Origin of the sequence: Sphingomonas cremea (genome assembly GCF_021502585.1) — a bacterium.
Classification (GTDB): Bacteria; Pseudomonadota; Alphaproteobacteria; order Sphingomonadales; family Sphingomonadaceae; genus Sphingomicrobium; species Sphingomicrobium cremea.
Window position 1 is genome coordinate 106,806 of the sequence record NZ_JAKFGM010000002.1, and the last position, 21,305, is coordinate 128,110.

General features: G+C 62.8%; 23 protein-coding genes. 12 read left to right on the top strand and 11 right to left on the bottom strand.

Features of this window, described 5'->3' with window-relative positions:
* Nucleotides 1-2 precede the first annotated feature (2 nt).
* The 4 genes from LVY65_RS06900 to LVY65_RS06915 are packed head-to-tail and all read left to right on the top strand — an operon-like array spanning nt 3 to nt 2,435.
* A complete protein-coding gene (locus tag LVY65_RS06900; protein WP_235067286.1) occupies nt 3-305 on the top strand; it encodes a YggT family protein in 303 nt (100 codons plus the stop codon).
* Entirely contained in the window at nt 302-1,189 is an 888-nt protein-coding gene (gene folD / locus LVY65_RS06905) for a bifunctional methylenetetrahydrofolate dehydrogenase/methenyltetrahydrofolate cyclohydrolase FolD (RefSeq protein ID WP_235067287.1), read from the top strand. The genes LVY65_RS06900 and folD overlap by 4 nt, the downstream gene beginning before the upstream one ends.
* Nucleotides 1,186-1,803, top strand: a complete 618-nt coding sequence (locus LVY65_RS06910) for a Cif family virulence factor (RefSeq protein WP_235067288.1) — start codon at nt 1,186-1,188, stop codon at nt 1,801-1,803. Before folD ends, LVY65_RS06910 begins: the two co-directional genes overlap by 4 nt.
* A complete protein-coding gene (locus tag LVY65_RS06915) occupies nt 1,800-2,435 on the top strand; it encodes a MarC family protein (RefSeq protein WP_235067289.1) in 636 nt (211 codons plus the stop codon). Before LVY65_RS06910 ends, LVY65_RS06915 begins: the two co-directional genes overlap by 4 nt.
* On the opposite strand, the gene LVY65_RS06920 is transcribed toward LVY65_RS06915, so the two are convergent.
* Complete coding sequence (locus LVY65_RS06920) at nt 2,432-4,243, bottom strand: glycosyltransferase family protein (protein WP_235067290.1); 1,812 nt, start codon at nt 4,241-4,243, stop codon at nt 2,432-2,434. The genes LVY65_RS06915 and LVY65_RS06920 overlap by 4 nt on opposite strands.
* Nucleotides 4,244-4,313: 70 nt before the next feature.
* Between LVY65_RS06920 and LVY65_RS06925 the strand changes: the two genes are divergently transcribed.
* The 3 genes from LVY65_RS06925 to LVY65_RS06935 are packed head-to-tail and all read left to right on the top strand — an operon-like array spanning nt 4,314 to nt 6,426.
* Nucleotides 4,314-4,736, top strand: coding sequence for a GtrA family protein (locus tag LVY65_RS06925; protein WP_235067291.1), 423 nt, complete (start codon nt 4,314-4,316; stop codon nt 4,734-4,736).
* The gene (locus tag LVY65_RS06930; RefSeq protein WP_235067292.1) at nt 4,733-5,695 is read left to right on the top strand and encodes a glycosyltransferase family 2 protein; all 963 of its coding nucleotides are present in this window, start codon (nt 4,733-4,735) and stop codon (nt 5,693-5,695) included. The genes LVY65_RS06925 and LVY65_RS06930 overlap by 4 nt, the downstream gene beginning before the upstream one ends.
* The gene (locus LVY65_RS06935; protein WP_235067293.1) at nt 5,695-6,426 is read left to right on the top strand and encodes a class I SAM-dependent methyltransferase; all 732 of its coding nucleotides are present in this window, start codon (nt 5,695-5,697) and stop codon (nt 6,424-6,426) included. Before LVY65_RS06930 ends, LVY65_RS06935 begins: the two co-directional genes overlap by 1 nt.
* On the opposite strand, the gene LVY65_RS06940 is transcribed toward LVY65_RS06935, so the two are convergent.
* Both LVY65_RS06940 and LVY65_RS06945 read right to left on the bottom strand, forming a co-directional pair.
* Nucleotides 6,338-7,969 carry a hypothetical protein gene (locus LVY65_RS06940; RefSeq protein ID WP_235067294.1) on the bottom strand — a complete coding sequence of 544 codons (1,632 nt, stop codon included), beginning with the start codon at nt 7,967-7,969 and terminating at the stop codon, nt 6,338-6,340. The two genes, LVY65_RS06935 and LVY65_RS06940, sit on opposite strands and share 89 nt — an antisense overlap.
* Entirely contained in the window at nt 7,966-9,186 is a 1,221-nt protein-coding gene (locus LVY65_RS06945) for an argininosuccinate synthase (protein ID WP_235067295.1), read from the bottom strand. Before LVY65_RS06945 ends, LVY65_RS06940 begins: the two co-directional genes overlap by 4 nt.
* 135 nt (nt 9,187-9,321) lie before the next feature.
* On the opposite strand from LVY65_RS06945, the gene LVY65_RS06950 reads away from it, so the two are divergent.
* Complete coding sequence (locus LVY65_RS06950; protein WP_235067296.1) at nt 9,322-9,972, top strand: EF-hand domain-containing protein; 651 nt, start codon at nt 9,322-9,324, stop codon at nt 9,970-9,972.
* A 70-nt stretch (nt 9,973-10,042) separates the two neighbouring features.
* Here LVY65_RS06950 and LVY65_RS06955 read toward each other — a convergent pair whose 3' ends face one another.
* Nucleotides 10,043-11,257 (bottom strand): SAM-dependent methyltransferase, encoded by a 1,215-nt coding sequence (locus LVY65_RS06955; protein ID WP_235067297.1) that lies wholly within the window; start codon nt 11,255-11,257, stop codon nt 10,043-10,045.
* Between the two features lie 82 nt (nt 11,258-11,339).
* Complete coding sequence (galE, locus tag LVY65_RS06960; RefSeq protein WP_235067298.1) at nt 11,340-12,338, bottom strand: UDP-glucose 4-epimerase GalE; 999 nt, start codon at nt 12,336-12,338, stop codon at nt 11,340-11,342.
* 706 nt (nt 12,339-13,044) lie between these two features.
* On the opposite strand from galE, the gene LVY65_RS06965 reads away from it, so the two are divergent.
* From LVY65_RS06965 to LVY65_RS06980, 4 genes are all read left to right on the top strand, one after another.
* Nucleotides 13,045-14,253: a hypothetical protein gene (locus tag LVY65_RS06965; RefSeq protein ID WP_235067299.1), complete on the top strand. Its 1,209-nt coding sequence runs from the start codon at nt 13,045-13,047 to the stop codon at nt 14,251-14,253.
* Entirely contained in the window at nt 14,250-15,266 is a 1,017-nt protein-coding gene (locus LVY65_RS06970) for a glycosyltransferase family 2 protein (protein WP_235067300.1), read from the top strand. The genes LVY65_RS06965 and LVY65_RS06970 overlap by 4 nt, the downstream gene beginning before the upstream one ends.
* Entirely contained in the window at nt 15,263-15,913 is a 651-nt protein-coding gene (locus tag LVY65_RS06975; protein ID WP_235067301.1) for a class I SAM-dependent methyltransferase, read from the top strand. Before LVY65_RS06970 ends, LVY65_RS06975 begins: the two co-directional genes overlap by 4 nt.
* 71 nt (nt 15,914-15,984) lie before the next feature.
* Nucleotides 15,985-16,350: a GtrA family protein gene (locus LVY65_RS06980; RefSeq protein ID WP_235067302.1), complete on the top strand. Its 366-nt coding sequence runs from the start codon at nt 15,985-15,987 to the stop codon at nt 16,348-16,350.
* Here the strand turns inward: LVY65_RS06980 and rlmN are convergent.
* Genes rlmN through LVY65_RS07010 form a run of 6 tightly spaced genes read right to left on the bottom strand, consistent with a single transcriptional unit; the run spans nt 16,347 to nt 21,300 of the window.
* Nucleotides 16,347-17,537: a 23S rRNA (adenine(2503)-C(2))-methyltransferase RlmN gene (rlmN, locus tag LVY65_RS06985; protein WP_235067303.1), complete on the bottom strand. Its 1,191-nt coding sequence runs from the start codon at nt 17,535-17,537 to the stop codon at nt 16,347-16,349. The genes LVY65_RS06980 and rlmN overlap by 4 nt on opposite strands.
* Nucleotides 17,538-17,564: 27 nt before the next feature.
* Complete coding sequence (locus LVY65_RS06990; protein ID WP_235067304.1) at nt 17,565-18,062, bottom strand: hypothetical protein; 498 nt, start codon at nt 18,060-18,062, stop codon at nt 17,565-17,567.
* Nucleotides 18,047-18,535 (bottom strand): A24 family peptidase, encoded by a 489-nt coding sequence (locus LVY65_RS06995; RefSeq protein ID WP_235067305.1) that lies wholly within the window; start codon nt 18,533-18,535, stop codon nt 18,047-18,049. The genes LVY65_RS06990 and LVY65_RS06995 overlap by 16 nt, the downstream gene beginning before the upstream one ends.
* A complete protein-coding gene (locus LVY65_RS07000) occupies nt 18,532-19,368 on the bottom strand; it encodes a tetratricopeptide repeat protein (protein ID WP_235067306.1) in 837 nt (278 codons plus the stop codon). Before LVY65_RS07000 ends, LVY65_RS06995 begins: the two co-directional genes overlap by 4 nt.
* Nucleotides 19,365-20,321: a LytR C-terminal domain-containing protein gene (locus LVY65_RS07005; RefSeq protein WP_235067307.1), complete on the bottom strand. Its 957-nt coding sequence runs from the start codon at nt 20,319-20,321 to the stop codon at nt 19,365-19,367. Before LVY65_RS07005 ends, LVY65_RS07000 begins: the two co-directional genes overlap by 4 nt.
* A gap of 1 nt (nt 20,322) precedes the next feature.
* Nucleotides 20,323-21,300 (bottom strand): type II secretion system F family protein, encoded by a 978-nt coding sequence (locus LVY65_RS07010; protein WP_235067308.1) that lies wholly within the window; start codon nt 21,298-21,300, stop codon nt 20,323-20,325.
* Nucleotides 21,301-21,305 lie beyond the last annotated feature (5 nt).

Genomic DNA, 21,305 nt, shown 5'->3' on the forward strand with positions numbered 1-21,305 from the left:
CCATGTATTACGCACTCTTCGGCATCGTCGACATGGTCCTGCAGATCCTCGTTTGGGTCATTATCGTGCAGATCATCCTCAGCTGGCTGGTGGCGTTCAACGTCATCAACACCAGCTCCAACTTCGTCCGCACGGTGCTTGACGCGCTCGACCGGCTGACTGCTCCGCTCTATCGACCGATCCGCAAGATCATGCCCGACTTTGGCGGAATCGATTTCTCGCCGATCGTGCTGATCCTCGCCATCCAGATCCTTAGGCGCCTGAACCAGGGGCTGATGCTTGAGACCGGCGCCACGATATTATGACGGCACGGCTGATCGACGGGAAGGCCGCCGCAGCAAGCTTGAGGGCCACTGTCGCCGCCGAAGTGGCGAAATTCCGCAGCGCCACTGGCCGTTCGCCGGGCCTGGCTGTCGTCCTGGTCGGCGAAGATCCGGCCTCGGCCGTCTATGTCCGATCCAAGGGCAAGGCGACCGTCGAAGCGGGCATGCAAAGCATCGAGCATAAGCTTCCAGCCGATACGAGCGAGGCAGAGCTGCTGGCTCTGGTCGATCAGCTCAACAGCGATCCCGCGGTCGATGGCATCCTGGTCCAGCTTCCGCTGCCGCCGCAGATCGACGCGAACAAGGTCATCACCCGGATCGATCCCGACAAGGATGTCGACGGGTTCAATCCGGTCAACGCCGGGCGGCTGGCGATCGGCCTGCCCGGCTTCGTCCCCTGCACACCGCTGGGCTGCCTGAAGCTGCTACGTGCCGAACTCGGCGACCTGGCGGGCAAGCATGCGGTCGTCATCGGCCGTTCGAACATCGTCGGCAAGCCGGTGGCGATGCTGCTGCTGGCCGAGCATTGCACCGTGACCATCGCCCACAGCCGCACGCGCAACCTGCCGGCGGTCGTGCGCCAGGCCGACATCGTCGTCGCCGCAGTCGGCCGGCCCAATATGGTGAAGGGAGACTGGCTGAAGCTCCATGCAACGGTGATCGACGTCGGCATCAACCGCGTCGAGGGCGACGACGGCAAGAGCAGGCTCGTTGGCGACGTTGACTTTGCTTCGGCGCGGGAAATCGCGGGCGCGATCACGCCGGTGCCCGGCGGGGTCGGCCCGATGACCATCGCCTGCCTCATCCGCAACACGCTCGTCTCCGCCGCACGGCGCGACGGCTATCAATTGCCGGAGGACCTATGATCGAAGCCCTTCTGCTTGCCGCCGCGAGCCCGGCGATGACCGCGCTCGACGCCGAACGCGCCTTCATCGCCGATGCGCAGAAGCTTGGCCAATGGACCGCGTTCCGCAAATATGCCGCCGACGATGCAGTGATGTTCGTACCGCAGCAGGTCAACGCCCAGGCTTTCCTGAAAGATCGGGCGGACCCGCCGGTCTCAGTATATTGGTGGCCAGGGAAGAGCTTCGTCAGCTGCGATGGTAGTTATGCGGTCAATACCGGTCCCTGGGTGCGCCAATGGGGCAAGGCGGTCGGCTATTTCACCACCATTTGGAAGCGCCAGGCCGATGGCAGCTGGAAATGGATTTACGACGGCGGCGACGGCCTTGAAACGATGAGGGCCGAGGGCGGAGACATTAAGCCCCGCGTGGCGAACTGCGCCAAGACGCCCCAGGCACCGCCGCCGAAGCTCGGACTGACGCAGGGCGGCACGTCTGGCAGCGGACAAAGCGCCGATGGCACCCTGGCCTGGCGCTGGTTCGTCCGCGCCGACGGGAGCCGGACGCTCGAAGTGCTGCTATGGAACGGGAGCAGTTGGGACGCTGTCCTGAACGATGACGTCGGTCCCGCCCAATGATCGAATTGTTCACCACGGCCTTCGTGACGCTGGCGGTGATCATCGACCCGCCCGGCTGCGCGCCGATCTTCGCTTCGCTGACTAGCGGCACTACCCTGGCGCATCGCCGAAAGATGGCGATCCGATCGTCCGCCGTCGCATGGGGCATATTGGTTTTCTTTGCCCTGCTGGGCGAGCCATTGCTCCGGACGCTGGGGGTCAGCCTGTCTGCCTTCCGCGTCGCCGGGGGAATCATGCTGTTCATCATCGCGCTGGAGATGGTGTTCGAAAAGCGCACGGAGCGGCGCGAGGAACGGGCCAAGGAGATTGAAGGCACGCCAGAGGCCGACGATATTTCGGTCTTCCCGATGGCCATCCCGATGATCGCAGGGCCGGGATCGATCGCGTCGATCATGCTGCTGTCGGCTCGCGCCAACGGCACTTTCGAGGGGCTGATTGTTCTCGGCGCAATGACGGCAGTCATTGTATTGACGTTCCTGGCGCTGCTGCTTGCCGGGCCGCTGATGAAGCTGATCGGCGCCAAGCTGGAGGCGATGATCACGCGCATCCTTGGGGTGATCCTTGCCGCGCTCGCAGCCCAATTCGTGATTGACGGCCTGGAGCGAAGCCTGCCCGGGCTGGCCGGGGCCTAACCCACGACCTTCCACATCTGGAACGGCGAATTCTTGGGCAGCGGGATCGGCTGCAGCCAGGACGGGACCTGGCCCTTGATCAACTGACCGTAGAAGCCCTTCGGTGCCTCGGCCATGAAGATGGTTGCCGTCGACATGTTCGGGCAAATCAGAAGATAATCGCTGCGATATTCGCGGATGATGCGATGCGCCTGTGCCTCGTCGCCGCGAAAGGCCTTCATGACATCGGCGATCGCCTGGTCGTTGCGGTGGTAGGGTCCGCCGACGGCGTCATGATGGGTCGCGACGATTAGGCGCGGTCCCAGGTCGATGAAGGTGAAGACCATTCCCTTGGGCTGTCGCTGGATCGGCGCTAGCGCCGCCAGGCTGGGACAGAGCCGATTGGCTTGGGCGACCTTGGCCCTCACTCCGCCCTGACTTTCCTGAGGAATGAGTTGCAGCGCCACCGGAACCGCGGCTCCGACCCCCAACAGGACCAGCACGACCGCCGCTGCGTGTAGCCATAGCTTGGGAGACTCCATCCAGCGCCCAGCGAACAGGACGATGAGCGCCGTCGCCGCGGGCAATGCCATCATCTGGGCCGCGGGGGCTGCCCGCATCTGCCAGAACAGAAGCGCCAGGGCGGCAACCGATGGCAGCGCCACGGCCAGCGTCCGGTACAGCAAGTCGCGGCCGTCCGGTCCCAACCTGGCCGCCTTCCAGACCAGGAACGCCCAGCCGATCAGGGCGGTGACTGGCAGTGCCACCGCGGTGCCGCCAATTCGCCACCCGTGGCGATAGAAGGGCCGGGCTTCGCGGACATGGTCCAACCACAACGTCGTCGCTTCGGGCGAGACCCCCTCCAACCGCTGCAGGCAGTGCGGCCAGGCCAAGGCGTGGAAGCCGGCCAGGAGGCCGCCAGCGACCACTGCCACGCCAAGCCGAGCTTTCCAGCTTTCAAGTCTGAGTAGCGCCAGCCCAAACATTGCCGCCCCGCCGAGGGCCGCGTCGCTAAGCCACACCGGCGACAGTGCGTCGCACACCGCGTGACGATTGGCGTAGGAAGCGAAGATCAAGAAACCGAGGCAAGTCGTCGCCACCAGCGAACCTGCATAAGCCGCAAGCCGCCGGCGCTGCTCGCGATCGGCCACCCACAGCAGCACCGTGGCGCCGCCGAGCAAGGCGAGGTAAATCATCATTTCGAGGCCGATTGCCAGCGAAAGCCCGCTTGCAATGCCGAGCACCGCGCCACCGCGAGCGCGCCTGGGGTCGGCCATTCCGGCAATTGCAACGCCGAGCAGGGCCAATTGCCAGCCATGGTGGTCGATCCGGAGCGGCGCGAACATGCCGATGGTCGAATAGGCGGACAACAGGCCGATTAGCGGCAGCGGCCAGGCCTTTTCGCTGACGAGCCGCTTCATGGTCAAAGCCAGAGCGAACATCAGCAAGAGCAATGGCAGCAGCGGTGCCACCGCCACGGCGATCCGTTCCGCATCGGCGCCGCCCACCAGTGGCCTCATCAGCAGGATGATTCCGGCAATCGGCAGGTCGACCAGCCGCGACCAGTGGATATTCCCTCCCCCGTGCGCGGGGTCGAAGCGATGCTGGGTGAGGTCGAACCAGCCTTGCCCGCCCAGCCACGCCCGGACCTGGGCCAATCGAAGATTATCGTCGGTATCGGGCAAGGCGAAAGCATGAATGGAACCCGACCGGCCAGCGATGACGACCACGACATAGGTCAGCCAGGCGAGGACCAGCATCAACCGCCAGTGACGGAAGAAAGGATCGGCCACCTTGGCCTGCAACTTCGCAAAACGATCTTCGGTCATCCCACCCCGCAAACACTCGGCCGAAATTCGAAGATTGTGTCCTAGCGGCAAGCCACTAGAGAGCAAGCCGATGATCCAGTCGGCCCTACATTCACTCGATCCCGAGCGCCGGACGGTTTTGCTCCAGCTCGTTCGCTATGCCCTGGCGGGGCTGGCTATCACGCTTGCCGCCGCTGCAAGCTATTGGGCCATCGCGGATCTTCTGCACGTGGATCCGATGCTAAGCTATACCATCGTCTTCATTATCTTTTCCGGCATCAGCTACGTCACCCATGGCGAATTCAGCTTCAAGGGACACGGCGAACGCGATCGCCATCATGTCCGGATGGGCCGTTTCTTCGCCATCAACGTGCTGGGATTCCTGGTCAACCAGGGCTTCATCTGGGTATTGGTCAAGCAATTGGGAGGTCCGACCTGGTGGCCGACCATCCCGATGGTTTTCGTAACGCCGCTATTGACCTTCGCCCTCCATCGCCGCTTCGTCTACGCATGAGCACCGTCGAACTCAGCCTGGTCATGCCGGTCAAGGACGAGGAGGCGGCGATCGGCCCTTGCCTCGCGCGATTGATCCCGGTTCTTGAGGCAATGGACGACCCGGTCGCCCGCTCATTCGAAATTTTGTTCGTCGATGACGGCAGCAGCGACACAACGCTGGAAGTGATCCGCAAGACCAATGCCGCCGACCCGCGAATTCGCGGCATTTCGCTGTCGCGCAATTTCGGCAAGGAGGCGGCGCTTTCGGCCGGGCTCGACGCGGCTCGTGGGAAAGCGGTGGTCCCGCTCGACGTCGATCTCCAGGATCCGCCCGAGGCGCTGCCGAAGATGGTGGCCAAGTGGCGCGACGGCTTCGACGTCGTCTATGGCGTCCGCGATAACCGGGAGAGCGACAGCCTGCCGAAACGGATTACCGCCGACTTCTACTATCGCGCGCATAACTGGCTTTCGAACGACAAGATCCCGGAACATGCCGGCGATTTCCGCCTGCTCGACCGCCGGGTCGTGGACGTCATCCGCCAGATGCCGGAACGCAATCGCTTCATGAAGGGGCTGTTCGCCTGGGCCGGCTTCCGCCAGGCCGCGGTCAGCTACCATCGCGAGGAACGCAAGGTCGGCAAGACCAAGTTCAATTACTGGAAGCTATGGACTCTGGCGATCGACGGCATCACGTCGGCCTCGACCATTCCCCTGCGTATCTGGAGCTACCTCGGGGCGCTCGTCGCCCTTGGTGCGCTGGGCTATGCGGTTTTCATCATCATCCGAACGCTGATCTCGGGAATCCAGGTCCCCGGCTATGCCTCATTGATGGTCGCGATCCTGTTCCTCGGCGGCCTCCAGCTCCTCTCGCTCGGCGTGCTCGGCGAATATGTCGGCCGGATCCTGACCGAGACCAAGGGCCGGCCTCTCTATGTCGTGCGCGAACGCATCGGCGACGCTGACGGACCGGGGCTCTAATGGAGCGCAAAGTCTATGAGCAAATGGCCCAGCTCGATAGCCGGCACTGGTGGTTCACGGCGCGGCGCCGAATATTGGACGGGGTTATCGAGCGGATCGTCAAGCCGCCGAGGGGCGCTCGCATCCTCGAACTGGGCGCAGGCACCGGCCACAACCTTGCCATGCTGTCGCGCTTCGGAGAAATCGAGGCCAGCGAGCTTGACCCGGTAGCACGCGAGCTTGCAAGCGAACGGCTCGGCCGGCCGGTAGTCGAGGCAGCGCTGCCCGATCTGTCGATGTTCCCCGCCCACTCCTATGACATGATCGCGCTCCTGGACGTGCTCGAACACGTCCCCGACGACAAGGGATCGCTGGCTGCCATTCACGAGCGGCTGAAGCCCGACGGCGCGCTATTGCTGACGGTACCGATCAATCCCTGGATGTGGAGCGCGCACGACGTCGCCCATCATCATCATCGCCGCTATCGCAAGGGCGAGATCCGCAAGCTGGCCCTCGACACAGGCTATGACATCGAGCTGCTTTCACCCTTCAACAGCCTGCTATTCCCGCCGATCGCCTTGGTCCGGGCCATCGGCAAGCTGACCGGCAAGGACGACAGCGACGACGCCATGCCGTCCCCTGCGATCAACAAGGCCCTTGACCTTATCTTTGGGCTGGAACGGTCGCTGATTGGGCGGGTACCGATGCCGCTGGGCGTGTCGCTGGTGGCGGTGCTTCGCCGCCCCCGCTGAGCGGTTCGCGCTCCAGCAGGATTGAACCTTCGCCTGCCCATACCGGCCGCCAGCCTTCTACCCAGGTCCGCGGTATGGGGCGCATGTCGATAAGCCACAAATAGTCGAAGGCATCGCGGGGCAGATTATTGAGCGCTGCATGGACCGACCAGCCCTCATGCCGGCAGCCGGGATCGCGGACGATCTGCGACGGATCACGCTGGAACCAGCCTGCCGCGGGATAGCGGACGGTCATCAGCGTCGCTCCGGCCATCGGCCAATGGTCGTTGGTATAGGCTTCGCGCCGAACGGTCGCGATCGCGCCGAGGTGGTCCGATCTGCGCAGCGGCCATTGCTCGCACTTGTCCCATACCAACACCGCGACGCGCGAGCCCATCAGGACGTAATCGAGTGCCTTCAGCTGTTCGGCCTGGCGCTTGCCGGCGATCGCCATGCTCACCGTCGTCCCTGCCAGCCGGACCAGCATGAAACCCACTGCCGCAATCGCCAGCCAGGTCGCCAGCGGGTAGCGCGTTTCCTTCTTGAAGCGGATCGCCAGGATGAAGATTGCCGCGGCGAACGGGACCAGTCGCATATCGGCATAGGCGGAGCCGAACACGATCCGCGGGAGCAGCACATAGCTGGCCGCCAGCACCAGTCCGGAAAAAGCGAGGTTGCGCGACAGGGTCAGCCGGGGATGCACCAGCGCGAAGAGTGGCACCGCCAAAACTATCCCCGCCGAAACGATGTCATATGTCTCCCACCGGTCGCGGAACATGCGGAGCAGATATTCCCACTTATATTCCCAATCGAACCAGCGATGGGTCAGCCCGCCGGTGGCCTCGCTCCGCCACACGAGGATCAGCAGAACCGGCAGCGCCATTACCGAGGCGTGGTAGGCAGCCCGGATGATTGCCATCCACCAGCTCCATCCGCGATCATGCTGCCTCACCGCCTCGGCGGAAAAGCACATCAGGCCGAGCGTTCCCCAGCCGAACGTATGCGCGAAGAAGACGACGAAGCTGATCGGCACGAACAGCAAGGCCCGGAGCCTCGACTTGCCCAGTCGGCCGAGCCGCAGCCACAGGCCGAAGGCAAGCATCGCCAGCGCCATCGACAGCGAAAAATTGACGAAGCCGAACATGAAAGGGTGGCCGAATGCCAGGGGCAGCGCAAAAGCGACTGTCGGCGGCAGGCGATTATGAACTTCGCGCGCGACCCACAGCATTCCCGCTACGGTCAGTGGCGGGATCGACATGACCACGAGCTTGGTGGCCAGCTCGATTCCCAGCAGCTTCGACAAGGGCACGACGAGCAGGTCGACGCCGAGGTTGCCGATCGGCAGCCAATGGAAGGTGAACCATTGTTGCAGCATCTGGCTGTGCGCCACGTCGGCCGCGACCTTGTAGCGGCCCATGTGCCCGCCAATGTCCACGATCGGCGGAATTTGCGGATAGATGAACGGAACGAAGGCGAGCAGCACCATGGCCGCGACGAACGGCCGCCCTTCCCACCAGGGCCTCGCGGCGCCAGGCCGTGATGGAGGGGCCGCAGCCTGGATCAACTGCGGTCGCGCCTTCCAAGCAGGCGCAGGCGTAGCGCGTTCAGCTTGATGAAGCCCTCTGCGTCGCGCTGGTCATAGGCGCCCGCATCGTCCTCGAACGTCACGACCTTCTCGCTGTAGAGGCTGTGCGGCGACTTGCGGCCGGTAATGTGCACCCCGCCTTTGTAGAGCTTCATCCGCACCGTGCCGTCGACCTTGGCCTGGCTGTGGTCGACCGCCGCCTGCAGCATCTCGCGCTCCGGCGAGAACCAGAAGCCGTTGTAGACCAGCTCGGCATAGCGCGGCATCAGTTCATCTTTTAGGTGGGAGGCGCCCCGGTCGAGTGTCAGCTGCTCGATCGCCCGGTGGGCAGCGTGATAGATGGTCCCGCCCGGCGTCTCGTACATGCCCCGGCTCTTCATGCCGACGAAGCGGTTCTCGACCAGGTCGAGACGGCCGATGCCGTGCCGCTTCCCTAACTCGTTAAGCCTGGTCAGCAGCGCGGCTGGCGACAACGCCTCGCCATTTACTGCGACCCCGTCGCCCGACTTGAAATCGATGGTGATTTCCTCGGGCGTATCGGGCGCCTGGACCAGATCGTCGGTACGCGAATAGACATAGTCAGGCACCTCGGCCCAGGGGTCCTCGAGCACTTTTCCCTCGGACGAGGTGTGCAGCAGGTTGGCGTCGGTCGAGAAGGGGCTTTCGCCGCGCTTGTCCTTGGGCACGGGGATCTGGTTCTTCTCGGCGAAATCGATCAGCGCCGTCCGGCTGGTCAGGTCCCATTCCCGCCACGGGGCGATCACCTTGATGTCCGGTGCCAGCGCATAATAGCCGAGCTCGAAGCGGACCTGGTCGTTGCCCTTGCCGGTCGCGCCGTGACTGACGGCGTCCGCGCCGACCTGGCGCGCGATTTCGACTTGCCGCTTGGCGATCAACGGACGGGCGATCGAGGTGCCGAGCAGATATAGCCCCTCGTAGAGCGCATTGGCGCGCATCATGGGAAAGACGTAGTCGCGGACGAACTCCTCGCGCAGGTCGTCGATGAAGATGTGCTCGGGCTTGACCCCCATCAGCTCGGCCTTGTGACGCGCCGGGCCAAGTTCTTCGCCCTGCCCCAGGTCGGCGGTAAAGGTCACGACCTCGCAGCCATAGGTCCGCTGCAGCCATTTCAGGATCACGCTCGTGTCGAGGCCGCCTGAAAAGGCGAGCACGACGCGATTGATCTTGTCGGCCATTTGACAGTTTCCTTTGTGCTTCTTTTAGGGGGCGGCTGATGGCGCGCGCCTTGCCACCATCACCACCGCCGTTCAAGCGCCATACATGGTCAGCGGCCTAGCCTGGTTCACTTCCTGTAGATGAGGGTATGACCCATGAAGAAGTTTCTGATTCCTGTTGCCGCGTTGATGGCCGGGACGGCAGCCCTGGCCCAAACCGCACCGGTCGCGTCGCCACCGCCGGCAACGCCTGCGCCAATGGCCCATCCGATGGCCGACAAGGTTATGACCCGCGCCGAAACGGTGGCGATGGTTCGCGACCATTTCGCCCGCCTCGACCAGAATAAGGACGGCGTCATTACCACCGCCGAAGCCGCTGAGGGCCAGGGCAAATGGGCCGAACATCGAATGGAGATGGGCGGAGGCCCAATGGGCGATCCCAACGCCGCTTTCGATCGGCTCGATACCAACAAGAATGGCTCGATCAGCCGTGACGAATTCGCCAAGGGACATGAGCAACGAATGGAACGCCGTACTGCCATGCGCGACAAGCGCAAGGACGCGACCCAAGAGGCCAAGGACGGCAGGCGCCACGAGCACCGGATGGGTGGCATGGGCGCGCATATGATCGCCATGGCCGACACCAACAAGGACGGGAAGGTCTCCGAGGCCGAGGCGGAGGCGATGGCGCTTCAGCATTTCGACCAGATGGACACCAACCATGACGGCAAGGTCACACCGGAAGAGCGCCGCGCAGCCCGGCCGATGATGATGAAGCAAATGCACGGGGAAAAGACGACCGGCTGAGCCGCGTCCAACACTGAACCCCCGCAAAGGCTCGGCGCTATAAGTGGCGCCGGGCCTTTGTTCGATCCGCCTAATTCCCCCGGTATTTCGCCTCGGCCTCGGCCATATAATCGCGGGTGATCGGCAGTGCGCGGCGGTCGCGGATATACTGGATCTGGTAATTGTTCATCGCGCCATTTTCGAAGGCGACGATCCCGCCGGCCAGGTAGAATTCCCACATCCTGAAGAAGCGTTCGTCATACATGGCGACGATCTGGTCGCGCGCCTTGGTTGCGCGCTCCAGCCAATGGCGCAGCGTATAGCCGTAGTGGAGGCGGAGCATCTCGACGTCGCTGGCGATCAGCCGCACCTTCTCGCTGGCCGTGACCATCTCGGACAGGGAGGGCACATGATAGCCGGGGAAGAGATATTTGTCGGTGAACGGATCGGACGCGCCCGCGGCTCCATATTTGCCGATGGTGTGGAGCAGCATCACCCCGTCCTCGGCCAGCAGCTCCCGGCATTTGGCGAAGAATTCGACATAATGGGGCGCGCCGACATGCTCGAACATGCCGACCGACACGATCCGGTCGAACGTGCCCGTGACCGAGCGGTAATCGATCAGTTCGAAACGGACATGCTCTGAAACGCCCGCCTCCTCTGCTCGCCGTCGCGCGACCTTCAGCTGCTCCTCCGACAAGGTGACGCCGGTGACGTCGACACCGGCAACCTTGTGCAAATAGATCGCAGTCCCGCCCCATCCCGAGCCGATGTCGAGCACGCGCTGGCCGGGCTTCAGGTGGAGCTTGGCCGCGATATGCGCCTTCTTGTCGGCCTGGGCCTGCTCCAGGCTGTTACCGGGGTCGGTAAAGTAGGCGCAGCTATATTGCCGGTCGTCGTCGAGGAAGAGCTCGTACAGCTCGTCCTTAAGGTCATAATGGTGGGCGACGTTGCGCTTCGACTTGGCGGCGCGGTTGCGGCCGAACAACCGCTTCCAGCGCAGCTTGCCCTTCTTGATCGCCTTGCGCGCATTGCCGCCGTCTTCCCAGCGGTTGTTGGTGGTGATGAGCTCCAGCAGGTCGAGGATCGTCCCGTCCTCGACGATCAGCCGGCCGTCCATATAGGTCTCGCCGACCGCCAGGCGCGGATTGCGGACCAGTTCGAACAGGACCTTGCGGTCGGTGATGCGGACCGTCAGCGCCTTGCCGCCGCCGGGACCATATGTGCTGCGCTTGCCGTCGGGCATGACGATCGTGATCTGCCCCTGCCCCAGCAGCGATCCGATTAACCGACCAATCAAGCTCATCCCTGCGCTCCCTTTGGATAGCAGGTTGGCCGGTCAGGCGGCGCTGTTCAAGCCTTGGCGCGCCCAACAACTTCCATTGGGGTCATTTGGGCCGCGTCGCGAATCGCCAACTGTCGGCGCACATCTGGGCGAGGTCGTGCATGGTGCGCCAGCCCAGTTCCCGCTCGGCTTTCCCAACCGCGGCGTACATCGCGGCGACATCGCCCGGACGGCGGGCGGCGGTTACATGCGGCACGCTGGCCCCGGTCGCCTGCACGAATGCCGCAATGAGCTCCAGCACGCTGGTACCGCGCCCGGTACCGAGATTGTACAATTGCAGCGCTTCGCCCTTGCCCAGCGCGTCCAGCGCCGCGACATGGCCCCGCGCAAGGTCGACAACATGGATATAATCGCGGACCGCCGTCCCATCGGGTGTCGGATAGTCGGTTCCGTAAACCTGAAGGCGGTCGATTTCGCCGAGGGCAGCGCGCGTAACCAGCGGCATCAGATTGTTGGGGATGCCGGTCGGTTCCTCGCCGATCAGTCCCGATGAATGGGCACCGACCGGGTTGAAGTAACGCAGGATGGATGCGCGCCAGCCTCGATCGGCACGCACGAGATCCATCAGCATATTCTCGCACATCAGCTTCGTCTGGCCATAGGGGTTGACCGCCTGGGTCGGATGGTCCTCGTCCAAGGGAAGCCGCTGGGGTCCCCCATAAACCGTCGCGCTGCTGCTGAAGACGAAGCTGCGCACGCCTTCAGCCTCCATCGCCTCCAGGACTGCCAGCGTCCCCCCTACATTGTTGGCGTAATAGGACAGGGGGTCGGCAACGGACTCCGCCACGGCCTTGCTCGCGGCGAAATGGATCACGGCATCAATCCGCTCCGCCGCCAGGGTGGAGCGGACAAGGCCAGGATCGCGAACGTCGCCGTTGACGATGGTCAGCGGACGTCCGGCAATCTCGCCAAGCCGGTCGACCACGTCGGGCACGCTGTTGCTGAAATTATCGAGCAGGACCGGCTCGTGCCCGGCATCCAGGACCGCGAGCGCGGTATGGGACCCAATATATCCGGCACCGCCAGTCAGGAGAATGCGCATCGAAAAGCCTGATTGTTGAAGCCACGAGCCCCCGCCCAGCAGGGTGGCGGCTTAGGCGGCGGCGTTTAAGCCTCGGAGTGCACCGTGCCAACCGACAAGAGTCGAATTCACCGAGGGAAATTTTGCTAGCTGTTTTCTGATGCAATTCCCGACGGCCGAAGCCGACCACCGGTGCGACTGAAGTCGGCAGTGAGATAAGTAAGGATTATTGGGTAGTGGTGCTGATCTTGCCACGCAACGATGTGACGATCTGTTCGCACCATTGCCCAATTGTATGAGCATGTTAGTGAGTAGGTTCAGGGGGCCAATGCAGTTCGAAATTCTGAAGTGTGCAGCTGGATCGCGGCTCCCGTGGAGAGGGTCGGTATTCGCGCCAGATGACATTACTACTGGGCCCGGTCACCGGCCGACGGTCGGCGTCAAGGGGTTATTGGCATGCCTCGTCCCGGTCCTTGCAGCTGGGCTGCTGTTGCAGCTCAGCACTTACCCCAATCACGATGTCGCCTGGGTGTTGTGGGGATCTCGCGAGATATTGGAGGGAGCAAGGTGGGGCATCGACGTAATTGAGCCCAATCCACCGCTCGCGTGGTATTTGTCTATGCCCACGACTGCGATCGCTAGCTGGCTGGGAGTGCCGCTGGATTGGACTTTTCGGATAGCGGTCGCACTTGCAGGGGCAATTTCAGCCGCCAGTTTCGCCCTAATATTGGCGGTGGGCCGATCGCGGAGCCAAACGATCATTCTCTGCTTGGTCGCTGGCCTATCGCTACTTATTCTTCCTGCACGCGAGTTCGGTCAGCGCGAGCATTTGCTGGCTATCGCCGTGTTGCCATATTTGGCGCTCGCCAGCCGGCGCGTTGGGCCGGAACGATGCTCGGCCGGACTTGTGGCGCTCATTATTGGTATAGTTGCCGGCGTCGGAGTGGCCCTCAAGCCTTACTTTGCAGCGGTTCCGATCCTGGTCGAACTCTTTGTGCAAATATTGAGTCGGCGGCAAGCACGGCTGCTACGCGCCGAGAACGTCGGCATGGGATTAGTCGCCGCAACTTACGCCATCGAGTTGCTTGCCTTTGAGCAGCCCTATTTGCAGCAGGCCGTGCCGCTTGCCCGCGAAATTTACTGGTCTTTTGATTTACCGTGGAAACAGGTCGTGGACCCGCTCCGGCTGCATCTCCTGCCAGCCGCACCGTTTGTTGCGTATGCGTTCGCTAGGCGCGACGGGACAGGAATTATTCTCTCGGCGGCGCTGTTCGGTGTGATTGCCTCATACCTGATCCAACATAAGGGCTATCCATACCATTTATTGCCCATCAGCATTTTTTCCTCCGTTTTGCTTGCTAACTTCGCGACTTCCGGGGGCGCGCTGGTTCGGACGCTAGCAGTCATTTGCCTTTCGATGCTCACGTTTGTCTGTCATCGCCCGGTAATTGGCTGGTGGAATGACAATCGGCCAGGCGGTGCCAGGGCGCTAGAAATTGATCGGATCCGATCATCGATCGCTGCCCACGCGGACAATGGAGGTTTCCTGATCGTATCGGTGCATCCATATCCGAGTTTCCCGGCCGCGATTTATACGCCTGCGCGGTATGTTTCGCGGACCAACAGTCACTGGTTCCTGCCCGCGGTCGCTCAAATACGGGCAAAGACGGCGCAATACCGAGACCGTGCAGCGATCGAACGGCATGCACGTGATTTCATTCTCCATGATCTTGCGTCAGGACCGGATCTCGTAATGATTGATACGGACGCCGGCCGTCATACCGTCGGGCCCAAGCAGTTCGATATTCTCGCTTTCTATCAGGAAGACCCGGCGTTCCGGTCGATCTGGACGCACTATAGAGAAATCGAGCGAATTAGTGGCTATCGTCAGTTTGTTCGCGTTGATCCGTTGCCACCGGGAGGTCCGACGAAATGAAGCGCGAAGAGCAAGCGCGGATCGCAGTGGTCATCCCTAGCTTCAATGTCGAGCAGAGCATCGAGGCGGTCATTGAAAGCATCCCGTTCGACGTCTGGCGAATCTACTGCGTAGACGACTGCAGTGATGATGAAACCTGGTCGGTCATATCGCGATTGGCCGAGAGTGACCCACGTGTCCGTGGCGTACGGCGAAGCAGGAATGGCGGGGTAGGCGCAGCGTTCGTCGACGGGCTATCCAAAGCACTTGAAGATTCTGCCGAAATTGTCGTCAAGGTCGACGGCGACGGGCAAATGAACGGAGCCTTCGTGGATGATTTCGCCAGACCAATTATGGACGGCGAAGCTGACTATGTGAAGGGAAACCGTTTCTTCGACATCGAGCGCGTGTTGGCTATGCCGCGGACTCGCTTGGTCGGAAACGCCGGATTGTCTTTTCTGTCGAAGCTGTCGACCGGCTATTGGAACCTGTTCGACCCCGCAAACGGATATGTCGCGATCCATGCCGACGTTGCGCGATTGATCCCGGTGAAAAAGCTTCATCAGCGATATTTCTTCGAATCTGACCTCTTGTTTCGGCTGGCGATTCTCCGGGCGAAGGTTATCGAGCTGCCATTGGAGACGGTATACGAGGACGAAACGAGCCATCTGAACGTATGGCGCTGCCTCGTCACTTTTCCGTTTCTACATGCCCGAAACTTCCTGAAGCGATTGTTCTACAATTATGTGCTTCGGAATTTCAGCTTAGGCTCGGTGGTGCTGCCGACAGGCCTGTTGCTGGTGGCATTGGGTGCAACCTACGGCGTGACCCAATGGATCGACAGCTTGAGAACCGGAGAGCCCGCAACCGCGGGCACCGTCATGCTGAGTGCATTGCCAGTGCTGGTTGGCATCCAGTTCGTCTTGAGCTTTTTGGCGCAAGACGTTTCGTCCGTGCCCGACGCGCCAATCCACAAGCGGTTGGTTCACAAAACAACGATTTTCACTCCGGGTCGGGAAGCGAGGCGTAAATGAAGGGCAGGATCGCGCATATCAGAAACCGGCAGCGGCTATTGCGCGAAGCGATTGGCTATCAGAAGGATTTCGAGGCTTGGGAAGAAAGCTGCGTCCCATCCTATTGCCATCCGAATCCGGCCGCAGCCTACGTCAGCTGGCTACGGCTGTTCGCGGCCGCCGACATGGCCAAGAAGGTGCGCCCGCCTGCAAAGAGGGTATTAGATTTTGGTTCCTCGATTGGAGAGCTAGGTCATCTACTAGCGGACGGCGTGCAGTATGAATTTATCGAAAGCCTGGATGCGGCTGCGGACTTTTTGAAAAAGCAACTGCCCGCAGCCAAGCGCACGACATTACAAGAAGCGCCAGTTGGCGCATACGACCGCATTTTCGCGATCGACTCCCTTGAACATAACACTGACTTTCGGGAGTTGCTTGCCGAACTTGTAGCGAAGCTCGCGCCGGGCGGGGCCTTGATTCTTTCCGGGCCGACCGAAAACCGGCTCTATAAATTGGGTAGAAAGATCGCCGGCTTTGAGGGCCATTATCACGAAACCAATATCCATGCGATTGAGGCGGCTGCCGCCGAGATGATGATCAGGCGTGCCGCCAAAACCATTTTGCCCTTGGCGCCTTTGTTCCGGGTGACGGCATGGACAGTAACTTAAGTTCCGGAAGCGAGGCGGTAGACTCGCTTTTACGGCTGCTACCCACAGCGATCCGCACAACAGTTTTGCAGATGGGGCGCTATGCCGTTGCAGGGCTGGCCATCACCTTAGCGGTCGCGGCGAGCTATTGGGGCCTAGCAGAATTCGCCGGCGTCGATCCGATGATATCGCTGACCGTCGTGGTCATCCTATTTGGCGCGGTCAGCTACATAACGCATGGCGCGTTTAGCTTCAGGGGGCATGGCGATAGGGATCGCCATCATATCCGAGCCAGCCGCTTCTTGCTCGTCGCGCTAGTCACGTTCGCGATCAATCAGTTTCACGTCTGGATGTTGGTGAAGCAGTTGGGTGGTCCCACTTGGTGGCCGACAATTCCGATGGTGTTCGTAACACCCTTGGTCACGTTCGCGCTGCTGCGCCGTTTCGTATATTACTAAGCAGCCGCCGCTTCCCGGTCTCGCTCCGCCCGGCTCTTCTTTTCCGCCGCCGTCTTCAGCTGACCGCAGGCGGCGTCGATGTCGCGGCCTCGTGGTGTGCGGATTGGGGCGGAAATTCCGGCTTCAAAGACGATGTTGCTGAACGCGCGGATCCGCTCGTCGGTCGAACATTCGTACGGCGCGCCGGGCCAGGGGTTGAACGGGATCAGATTGACCTTTGCCGGAAGCTTGTACTGGCGGATCAGCCTGACCAGTTCCCGAGCATCAGCGTCGCTGTCGTTCTTGTCCTTCAGCATCACATATTCGAAGGTGATGCGGCGGGCGTTGTTGGCGCCCGGATAGGCGGCGCAGGCCGACAGCAGTTCCTCGATGCCGTACTTCTTGTTGATCGGCACGATCTCGTCACGGACTTCCTTGGTCACCGCGTGCAGAGACACCGCCAAGTTGACCCCGATTTCCTCGCCGGCGCGCGACATCATCGGCACCACGCCCGATGTCGACAGGGTGATGCGGCGCTTGCTGAGGCCGAGGCCGTCGCCGTCCATGACGATCTTCAGCGCCTGCTTCACATTGTCGAAATTGTAGAGCGGCTCGCCCATTCCCATCATGACGATGTTGGTCAGCATGCGGCCTTCGGGCGAGCTCGGCCATTCGCCCAGCGCGTCGCGAGCCAGCATAACCTGTCCGACGATCTCCGCCGGCTCGAGATTGCGGACCAGCTTCATCGTCCCGGTGTGGCAGAAGCGGCAATTCAAGGTGCACCCCACCTGGCTCGACACGCAGAGCGTGCCGCGGTCGGCGTCGGGGATGAACACCATCTCAAAATCATGACCGTCGTGAGTGCGGAGCAGCCATTTGCGGGTGCCGTCGGTCGACACCTGCGCCTCGACCACTTCCGGGCGGGTCAAGGTGAACCGCTCCGCGAGCCACGGCTGCTGCGCCTTGGCGATGTCGGTCATCGCCGAAAAGTCGCTGACCCCCCGATTATAGATCCAGTGCCAGATCTGTTTTGCGCGGAGCTTCGCCTGTTTCGGATCGAGCCCGGCCGATTCCAGCGCGGCGCGAATTTCTTCCTTGGGCAGGCCGACCAATTCGACCTTGCCGTCGGCGCGTTGAACGGCCGCGCGCGGAACGGGCACGGGATCGATGGGGCCGGGGATCGGCATCAAATTAGTATCGGCGCTCATGGCAGGCGGGCGCCTTTACGTGAAAACTCAGCGATTTGCCAGCGCCGCCGCGCAGGCGGCCGCCGCGTCGATGGCCAGCGGCGCGCCGTCGAGGCTGTAGCGGTCGACGATCCGCCCGCCCCCGGGGCTTCTGGCTTCGAGCCGCATTCCGCCGCTCGCCCGCATCCTGGCGATGATCGCCTGCTCCTGCCCCGGGCCGCGACTCCAGGCCATGTCGCCCTGGGTCATCAGCAGGAACGGCGTGTCGCCAATGTATAGCATGACGCTGGCTCCTGCCCTCGGGACTCGGCTCAGCCGGGCGGCGAACTGGCCGTGCCGTGGTCCACCGGCATCGAACGACAGACTGGCGCGGGCCGGGGGGCGATCCTTGTAGACCGCGCCCAACGAGCGCGTTGCCGCCTCGCAAGTCCGCCCCGAACTGAGGGCCGCCCACTGCCCCCGTGCAGCAACGATCGATGGCGCGGCGGCGAGTGGTACGGAAATGAACAGAAATGCGGCGGCCAATATCCTCAATTGCGCAACCACCAGCCCATCAACGCAACGCCCAGCGCGATCGCGATCCCATAGGGAATGCCCCCTCTGGGTTGAAGCATCAAGACCCGCGCACGGACGGAGTCAGGCCATTTCAATCGCCTCAGCCCAATGATGATAAGCGCTTCGACGCCGCCCGCGATTGCGATAGCCACTAGCAAGCGCCAGCCGTTCGACAGGTCGAACCACAACACTGATGCCGCCAACAGCTTTATGTCGCCGCCGCCCATCCAGCCGCGGCCGAACGCGAATGTCCCGACCGCCAGCATCGCGGCGAACAGGGCGAAATTCTGCCACAGACCAATGATCGGGCCGTCAAGCGCAAGCGCGGCAAAGGCTCCGATGGCGATCGCGCCCGAAATCCAATCGCTAATCTTAAGACGCAAGCCGTCCTGAAGCGCGGCGGCCAGCAGCAGCATGAAGAGCGCGATCGCCAGCCATTGAGGAGCCAACGCGAGGAGATTCATTTAGAAACGCCCAGCGCCGCCAGATTTTCGGCCGCCCGGGCATACCAGCGGCTTCGCAGCTCAATCGCCTGGGCGAAGGCTGCTTCGGCTCGCTTGGTTTGGCCGTCCGCAGCGGCGACCACCCCCGCGTCGTTGAGTCGCGCCGCATAGGCCTCGTCACTCTCGCCCCGCATCCGGGCTGGAAGGTCCGCACCGACCGCCGCACGCGCCAATTCCAAGTTGTTGGCAAGGCGCGGCAGCGCGGGGTCGATCGCCGACGCTCGTTGAAAGAAGATCAGCGCCTCCGCCCATTGGCCGCGCAACATCAGCGACCAGCCCTGGTTATTGGGGACCTCGGCCCGCTTTGGATCGATGGCAGCGGCGCGGGCGTAGGCGGCGTCGGCCTCGGCCCAGCGACCCTGGCGGTCGGCGGCGGCTCCGCGCGCGTTCCATGCGCGCCAGCTGGCGGCGGGCACGCGCGTCGCCCGGTCGAGCAGCGCAGTTGCTTCGGTGGCTCGCCCCAGTCGAAGCGCTGCTATGCCCCCGCGTTCCAGCAACAGCCCGTCGTCCGGATGCACACCAAGCAGCGCCTTGTAGAGATTGAGCGCCTGCTCGTTTTCACCACGCGCCAAGGCAAGGTCGGCAAGCAGCCGATCGACCGGATCGCCCTTGGCTCCTGCCGCCACCGCGATAGCGAGCATCGCCTTGGCCTGATCTAGGCGCCCCGCCGCGATGGCGTGGCCAGCTTCGCTCAGTGAAATGGCCGGTGAAATCTGTTGTGCCGCTGGTTCCGGCAGCGGCGCTGGCGAGGCTGAATCGGCAAGTGCCAGGGCCAGCGCCAGCCCGAGGATCATGCGGTGCGCCTAGACGCGATCTCTCGCGCCGCATCGCGGCCGAGCAGGATGGTAAGTCCTCCCTCGGCACCTTCCTGCCGTTCGAGCGCGAACCCAAACTGAGCGGCGATCCGTTCGGCTCTCGCCGCATCCGGGGCTGAGAACAGAATGACGCTTTGCCTGCGGACCGCAGGAGCATCGCCGATCTTTGCGGCGGCAAAGCCGCGCGCCGCCAGATAGGCGCGGGTGCGAGCCGCAAGGCCTTGGACCCGGGCTGCATTGAGCAGGGTTACGGCGGGCTGCATCTTCTTTTCGAAGCGGATCGTCGTGCTGGTGGCGGTGCGGGTCACGGTTCGCGCTTCCCAGCGGGGCTCGGGCCTGGTGACCAGCGCCACCTCTCGCATCGACAGACGCTCAAGGCGAAGGGGAGCAACAGGATGCTCAACCGCCACCGGCGCGGGACGCGACGGTGCGAGGGCGACCGTCACGCTCCGCGCCGGCGGCGGCGGCAGCACGGGAACCGAGCCAGGCGCTTCGCGCGGCGCCTCGGGGGCGACGACGCGCGCCGCCAGCTCAGTCTTGACCCGTGCGGCTTCCTCACGCTGTCCCTGCGCATCCAGGGACTGGGCGAACAGCGAGTAAGTTTTCGTATCGGCAGGATTGACCGCCAATGCCATTTCATAGTGGCGACGCGACAGGTCGGTTCGGCCCATCCGATCGTAACAGGCAGCGAGTCCGAGCATCGCGTCGACGCTATCGGGCTCCTCCCGCAGCGCCTTGCGATAGGCTTCGACCGCCAGGCCGACATTGCCCAACGCCAGCTGCGCATTGCCTTCGCCGACGCGGAAGTTCGCAGGCTGGCGGCCAACCGCAAGCGGCTGCTTGATCGAGCGAACTTCGACGTTGCCGGTAGCACACGAAGCAAGGCCCGCTGCGGCGACAGCATAAAGGAGACAGCTACTGCGCTTGATCATATCAATTCCCCAAGGCTGGCATCACCGCGCGGATCGTACGGATCACGGCGGGAAGCATCAGCACCCCAATCATCACAGGCAACATGCAGCACACCAACGGTATCGACAGCAGCACCGGCAGCCGGTGCGCCTTTTCCTCGGCACGCATCCGGCGGCGCTCGCGCATTTCCGAGGCGTAGACGCGCAGCGTCTGCGCGACGCTCGATCCCAGCTTGTGCGATTGGATCAGAAGCGTTGCAAAGGCGCGAATATCGTCAGCGCCGGAGCGGTCGGCCATCCGCCGAAGCGCGTCTTCCTGGCTTCGCCCGGCGCGAAGCTCCAGCACCACGGCCCCCAATTGCTCCGCAAGCAGTGGGTGCGAACGGGTCATTTCCATCCCGACACGGCTGAAGGCCGCTTCCAATCCCAGTCCGGCTTCGACGCAGACGAGCATCAGGTCGAGGGCATCAGGGAAGCCGTTAATAATCTCACGCTGCCGCCGATCGGCCTTGGCGCGGATCCACAAGCTCGGCAGGTAGAGGCCGGCCACTGCTGCAATCATGCCGACGATGTAGAGCTTCATTGCCGACGGCGAACTGCCGCTGGCCCAAAGGAAGGCGATGGTCGCAAGGGGCAGGCCGATAACCATCAATAGCCGAATGAGCGAATAGGTGCGCGGTGCGTGACCCTTGGTATAGCCCGCAGCGACCAGCCTGCTGCGCAGGGTCGCATCCTTGGTGTCGACCAGTGGAACGCCCGCTTTTTCGATCGCCGTGACCAGCGCAATCCAGGCACCGCGTGCATCGTGAACCCGAAGTCCTGCGCCTGGCGCCACGCCGTCCTGTTCCGTCGAATGCCCGGTCGCGCCGGAAAGCCGCTGTCGAACCGCGCGCCTTTCCTCTACCGAAATCGTGAGCCCGAAGGTGACCCCGACCACCGCCACGAACAGCAGGAACAATAGGGCCATCCGTGCGGCGTCATTGGAAAGAAATTCGGTCATGACGC

Excerpts from the sequence above, each read along its gene's own strand:
- LVY65_RS06900 (WP_235067286.1), top strand. The coding sequence starts at position 3 with ATGTATTACGCACTCTTCGGCATCGTCGACATGGTCCTGCAGATCCTC.
- LVY65_RS07005 (WP_235067307.1), bottom strand. The coding sequence starts at position 20,321 with ATGATCAAGCGCAGTAGCTGTCTCCTTTATGCTGTCGCCGCAGCGGGC.
- LVY65_RS06910 (WP_235067288.1), top strand. The coding sequence starts at position 1,186 with ATGATCGAAGCCCTTCTGCTTGCCGCCGCGAGCCCGGCGATGACCGCG.
- galE (WP_235067298.1), bottom strand. The coding sequence starts at position 12,338 with ATGCGCATTCTCCTGACTGGCGGTGCCGGATATATTGGGTCCCATACC.
- folD (WP_235067287.1), top strand. The coding sequence starts at position 302 with ATGACGGCACGGCTGATCGACGGGAAGGCCGCCGCAGCAAGCTTGAGG.
- LVY65_RS06955 (WP_235067297.1), bottom strand. The coding sequence starts at position 11,257 with ATGAGCTTGATTGGTCGGTTAATCGGATCGCTGCTGGGGCAGGGGCAG.
- LVY65_RS06920 (WP_235067290.1), bottom strand. The coding sequence starts at position 4,243 with ATGACCGAAGATCGTTTTGCGAAGTTGCAGGCCAAGGTGGCCGATCCT.
- LVY65_RS06975 (WP_235067301.1), top strand. The coding sequence starts at position 15,263 with ATGAAGGGCAGGATCGCGCATATCAGAAACCGGCAGCGGCTATTGCGC.
- LVY65_RS06930 (WP_235067292.1), top strand. The coding sequence starts at position 4,733 with ATGAGCACCGTCGAACTCAGCCTGGTCATGCCGGTCAAGGACGAGGAG.
- LVY65_RS06935 (WP_235067293.1), top strand. The coding sequence starts at position 5,695 with ATGGAGCGCAAAGTCTATGAGCAAATGGCCCAGCTCGATAGCCGGCAC.
- LVY65_RS06995 (WP_235067305.1), bottom strand. The coding sequence starts at position 18,535 with ATGAATCTCCTCGCGTTGGCTCCTCAATGGCTGGCGATCGCGCTCTTC.
- rlmN (WP_235067303.1), bottom strand. The coding sequence starts at position 17,537 with ATGAGCGCCGATACTAATTTGATGCCGATCCCCGGCCCCATCGATCCC.
- LVY65_RS06980 (WP_235067302.1), top strand. The coding sequence starts at position 15,985 with ATGGGGCGCTATGCCGTTGCAGGGCTGGCCATCACCTTAGCGGTCGCG.
- LVY65_RS06925 (WP_235067291.1), top strand. The coding sequence starts at position 4,314 with ATGATCCAGTCGGCCCTACATTCACTCGATCCCGAGCGCCGGACGGTT.
- LVY65_RS06945 (WP_235067295.1), bottom strand. The coding sequence starts at position 9,186 with ATGGCCGACAAGATCAATCGCGTCGTGCTCGCCTTTTCAGGCGGCCTC.
- LVY65_RS06970 (WP_235067300.1), top strand. The coding sequence starts at position 14,250 with ATGAAGCGCGAAGAGCAAGCGCGGATCGCAGTGGTCATCCCTAGCTTC.
- LVY65_RS07000 (WP_235067306.1), bottom strand. The coding sequence starts at position 19,368 with ATGATCCTCGGGCTGGCGCTGGCCCTGGCACTTGCCGATTCAGCCTCG.
- LVY65_RS07010 (WP_235067308.1), bottom strand. The coding sequence starts at position 21,300 with ATGACCGAATTTCTTTCCAATGACGCCGCACGGATGGCCCTATTGTTC.
- LVY65_RS06915 (WP_235067289.1), top strand. The coding sequence starts at position 1,800 with ATGATCGAATTGTTCACCACGGCCTTCGTGACGCTGGCGGTGATCATC.
- LVY65_RS06950 (WP_235067296.1), top strand. The coding sequence starts at position 9,322 with ATGAAGAAGTTTCTGATTCCTGTTGCCGCGTTGATGGCCGGGACGGCA.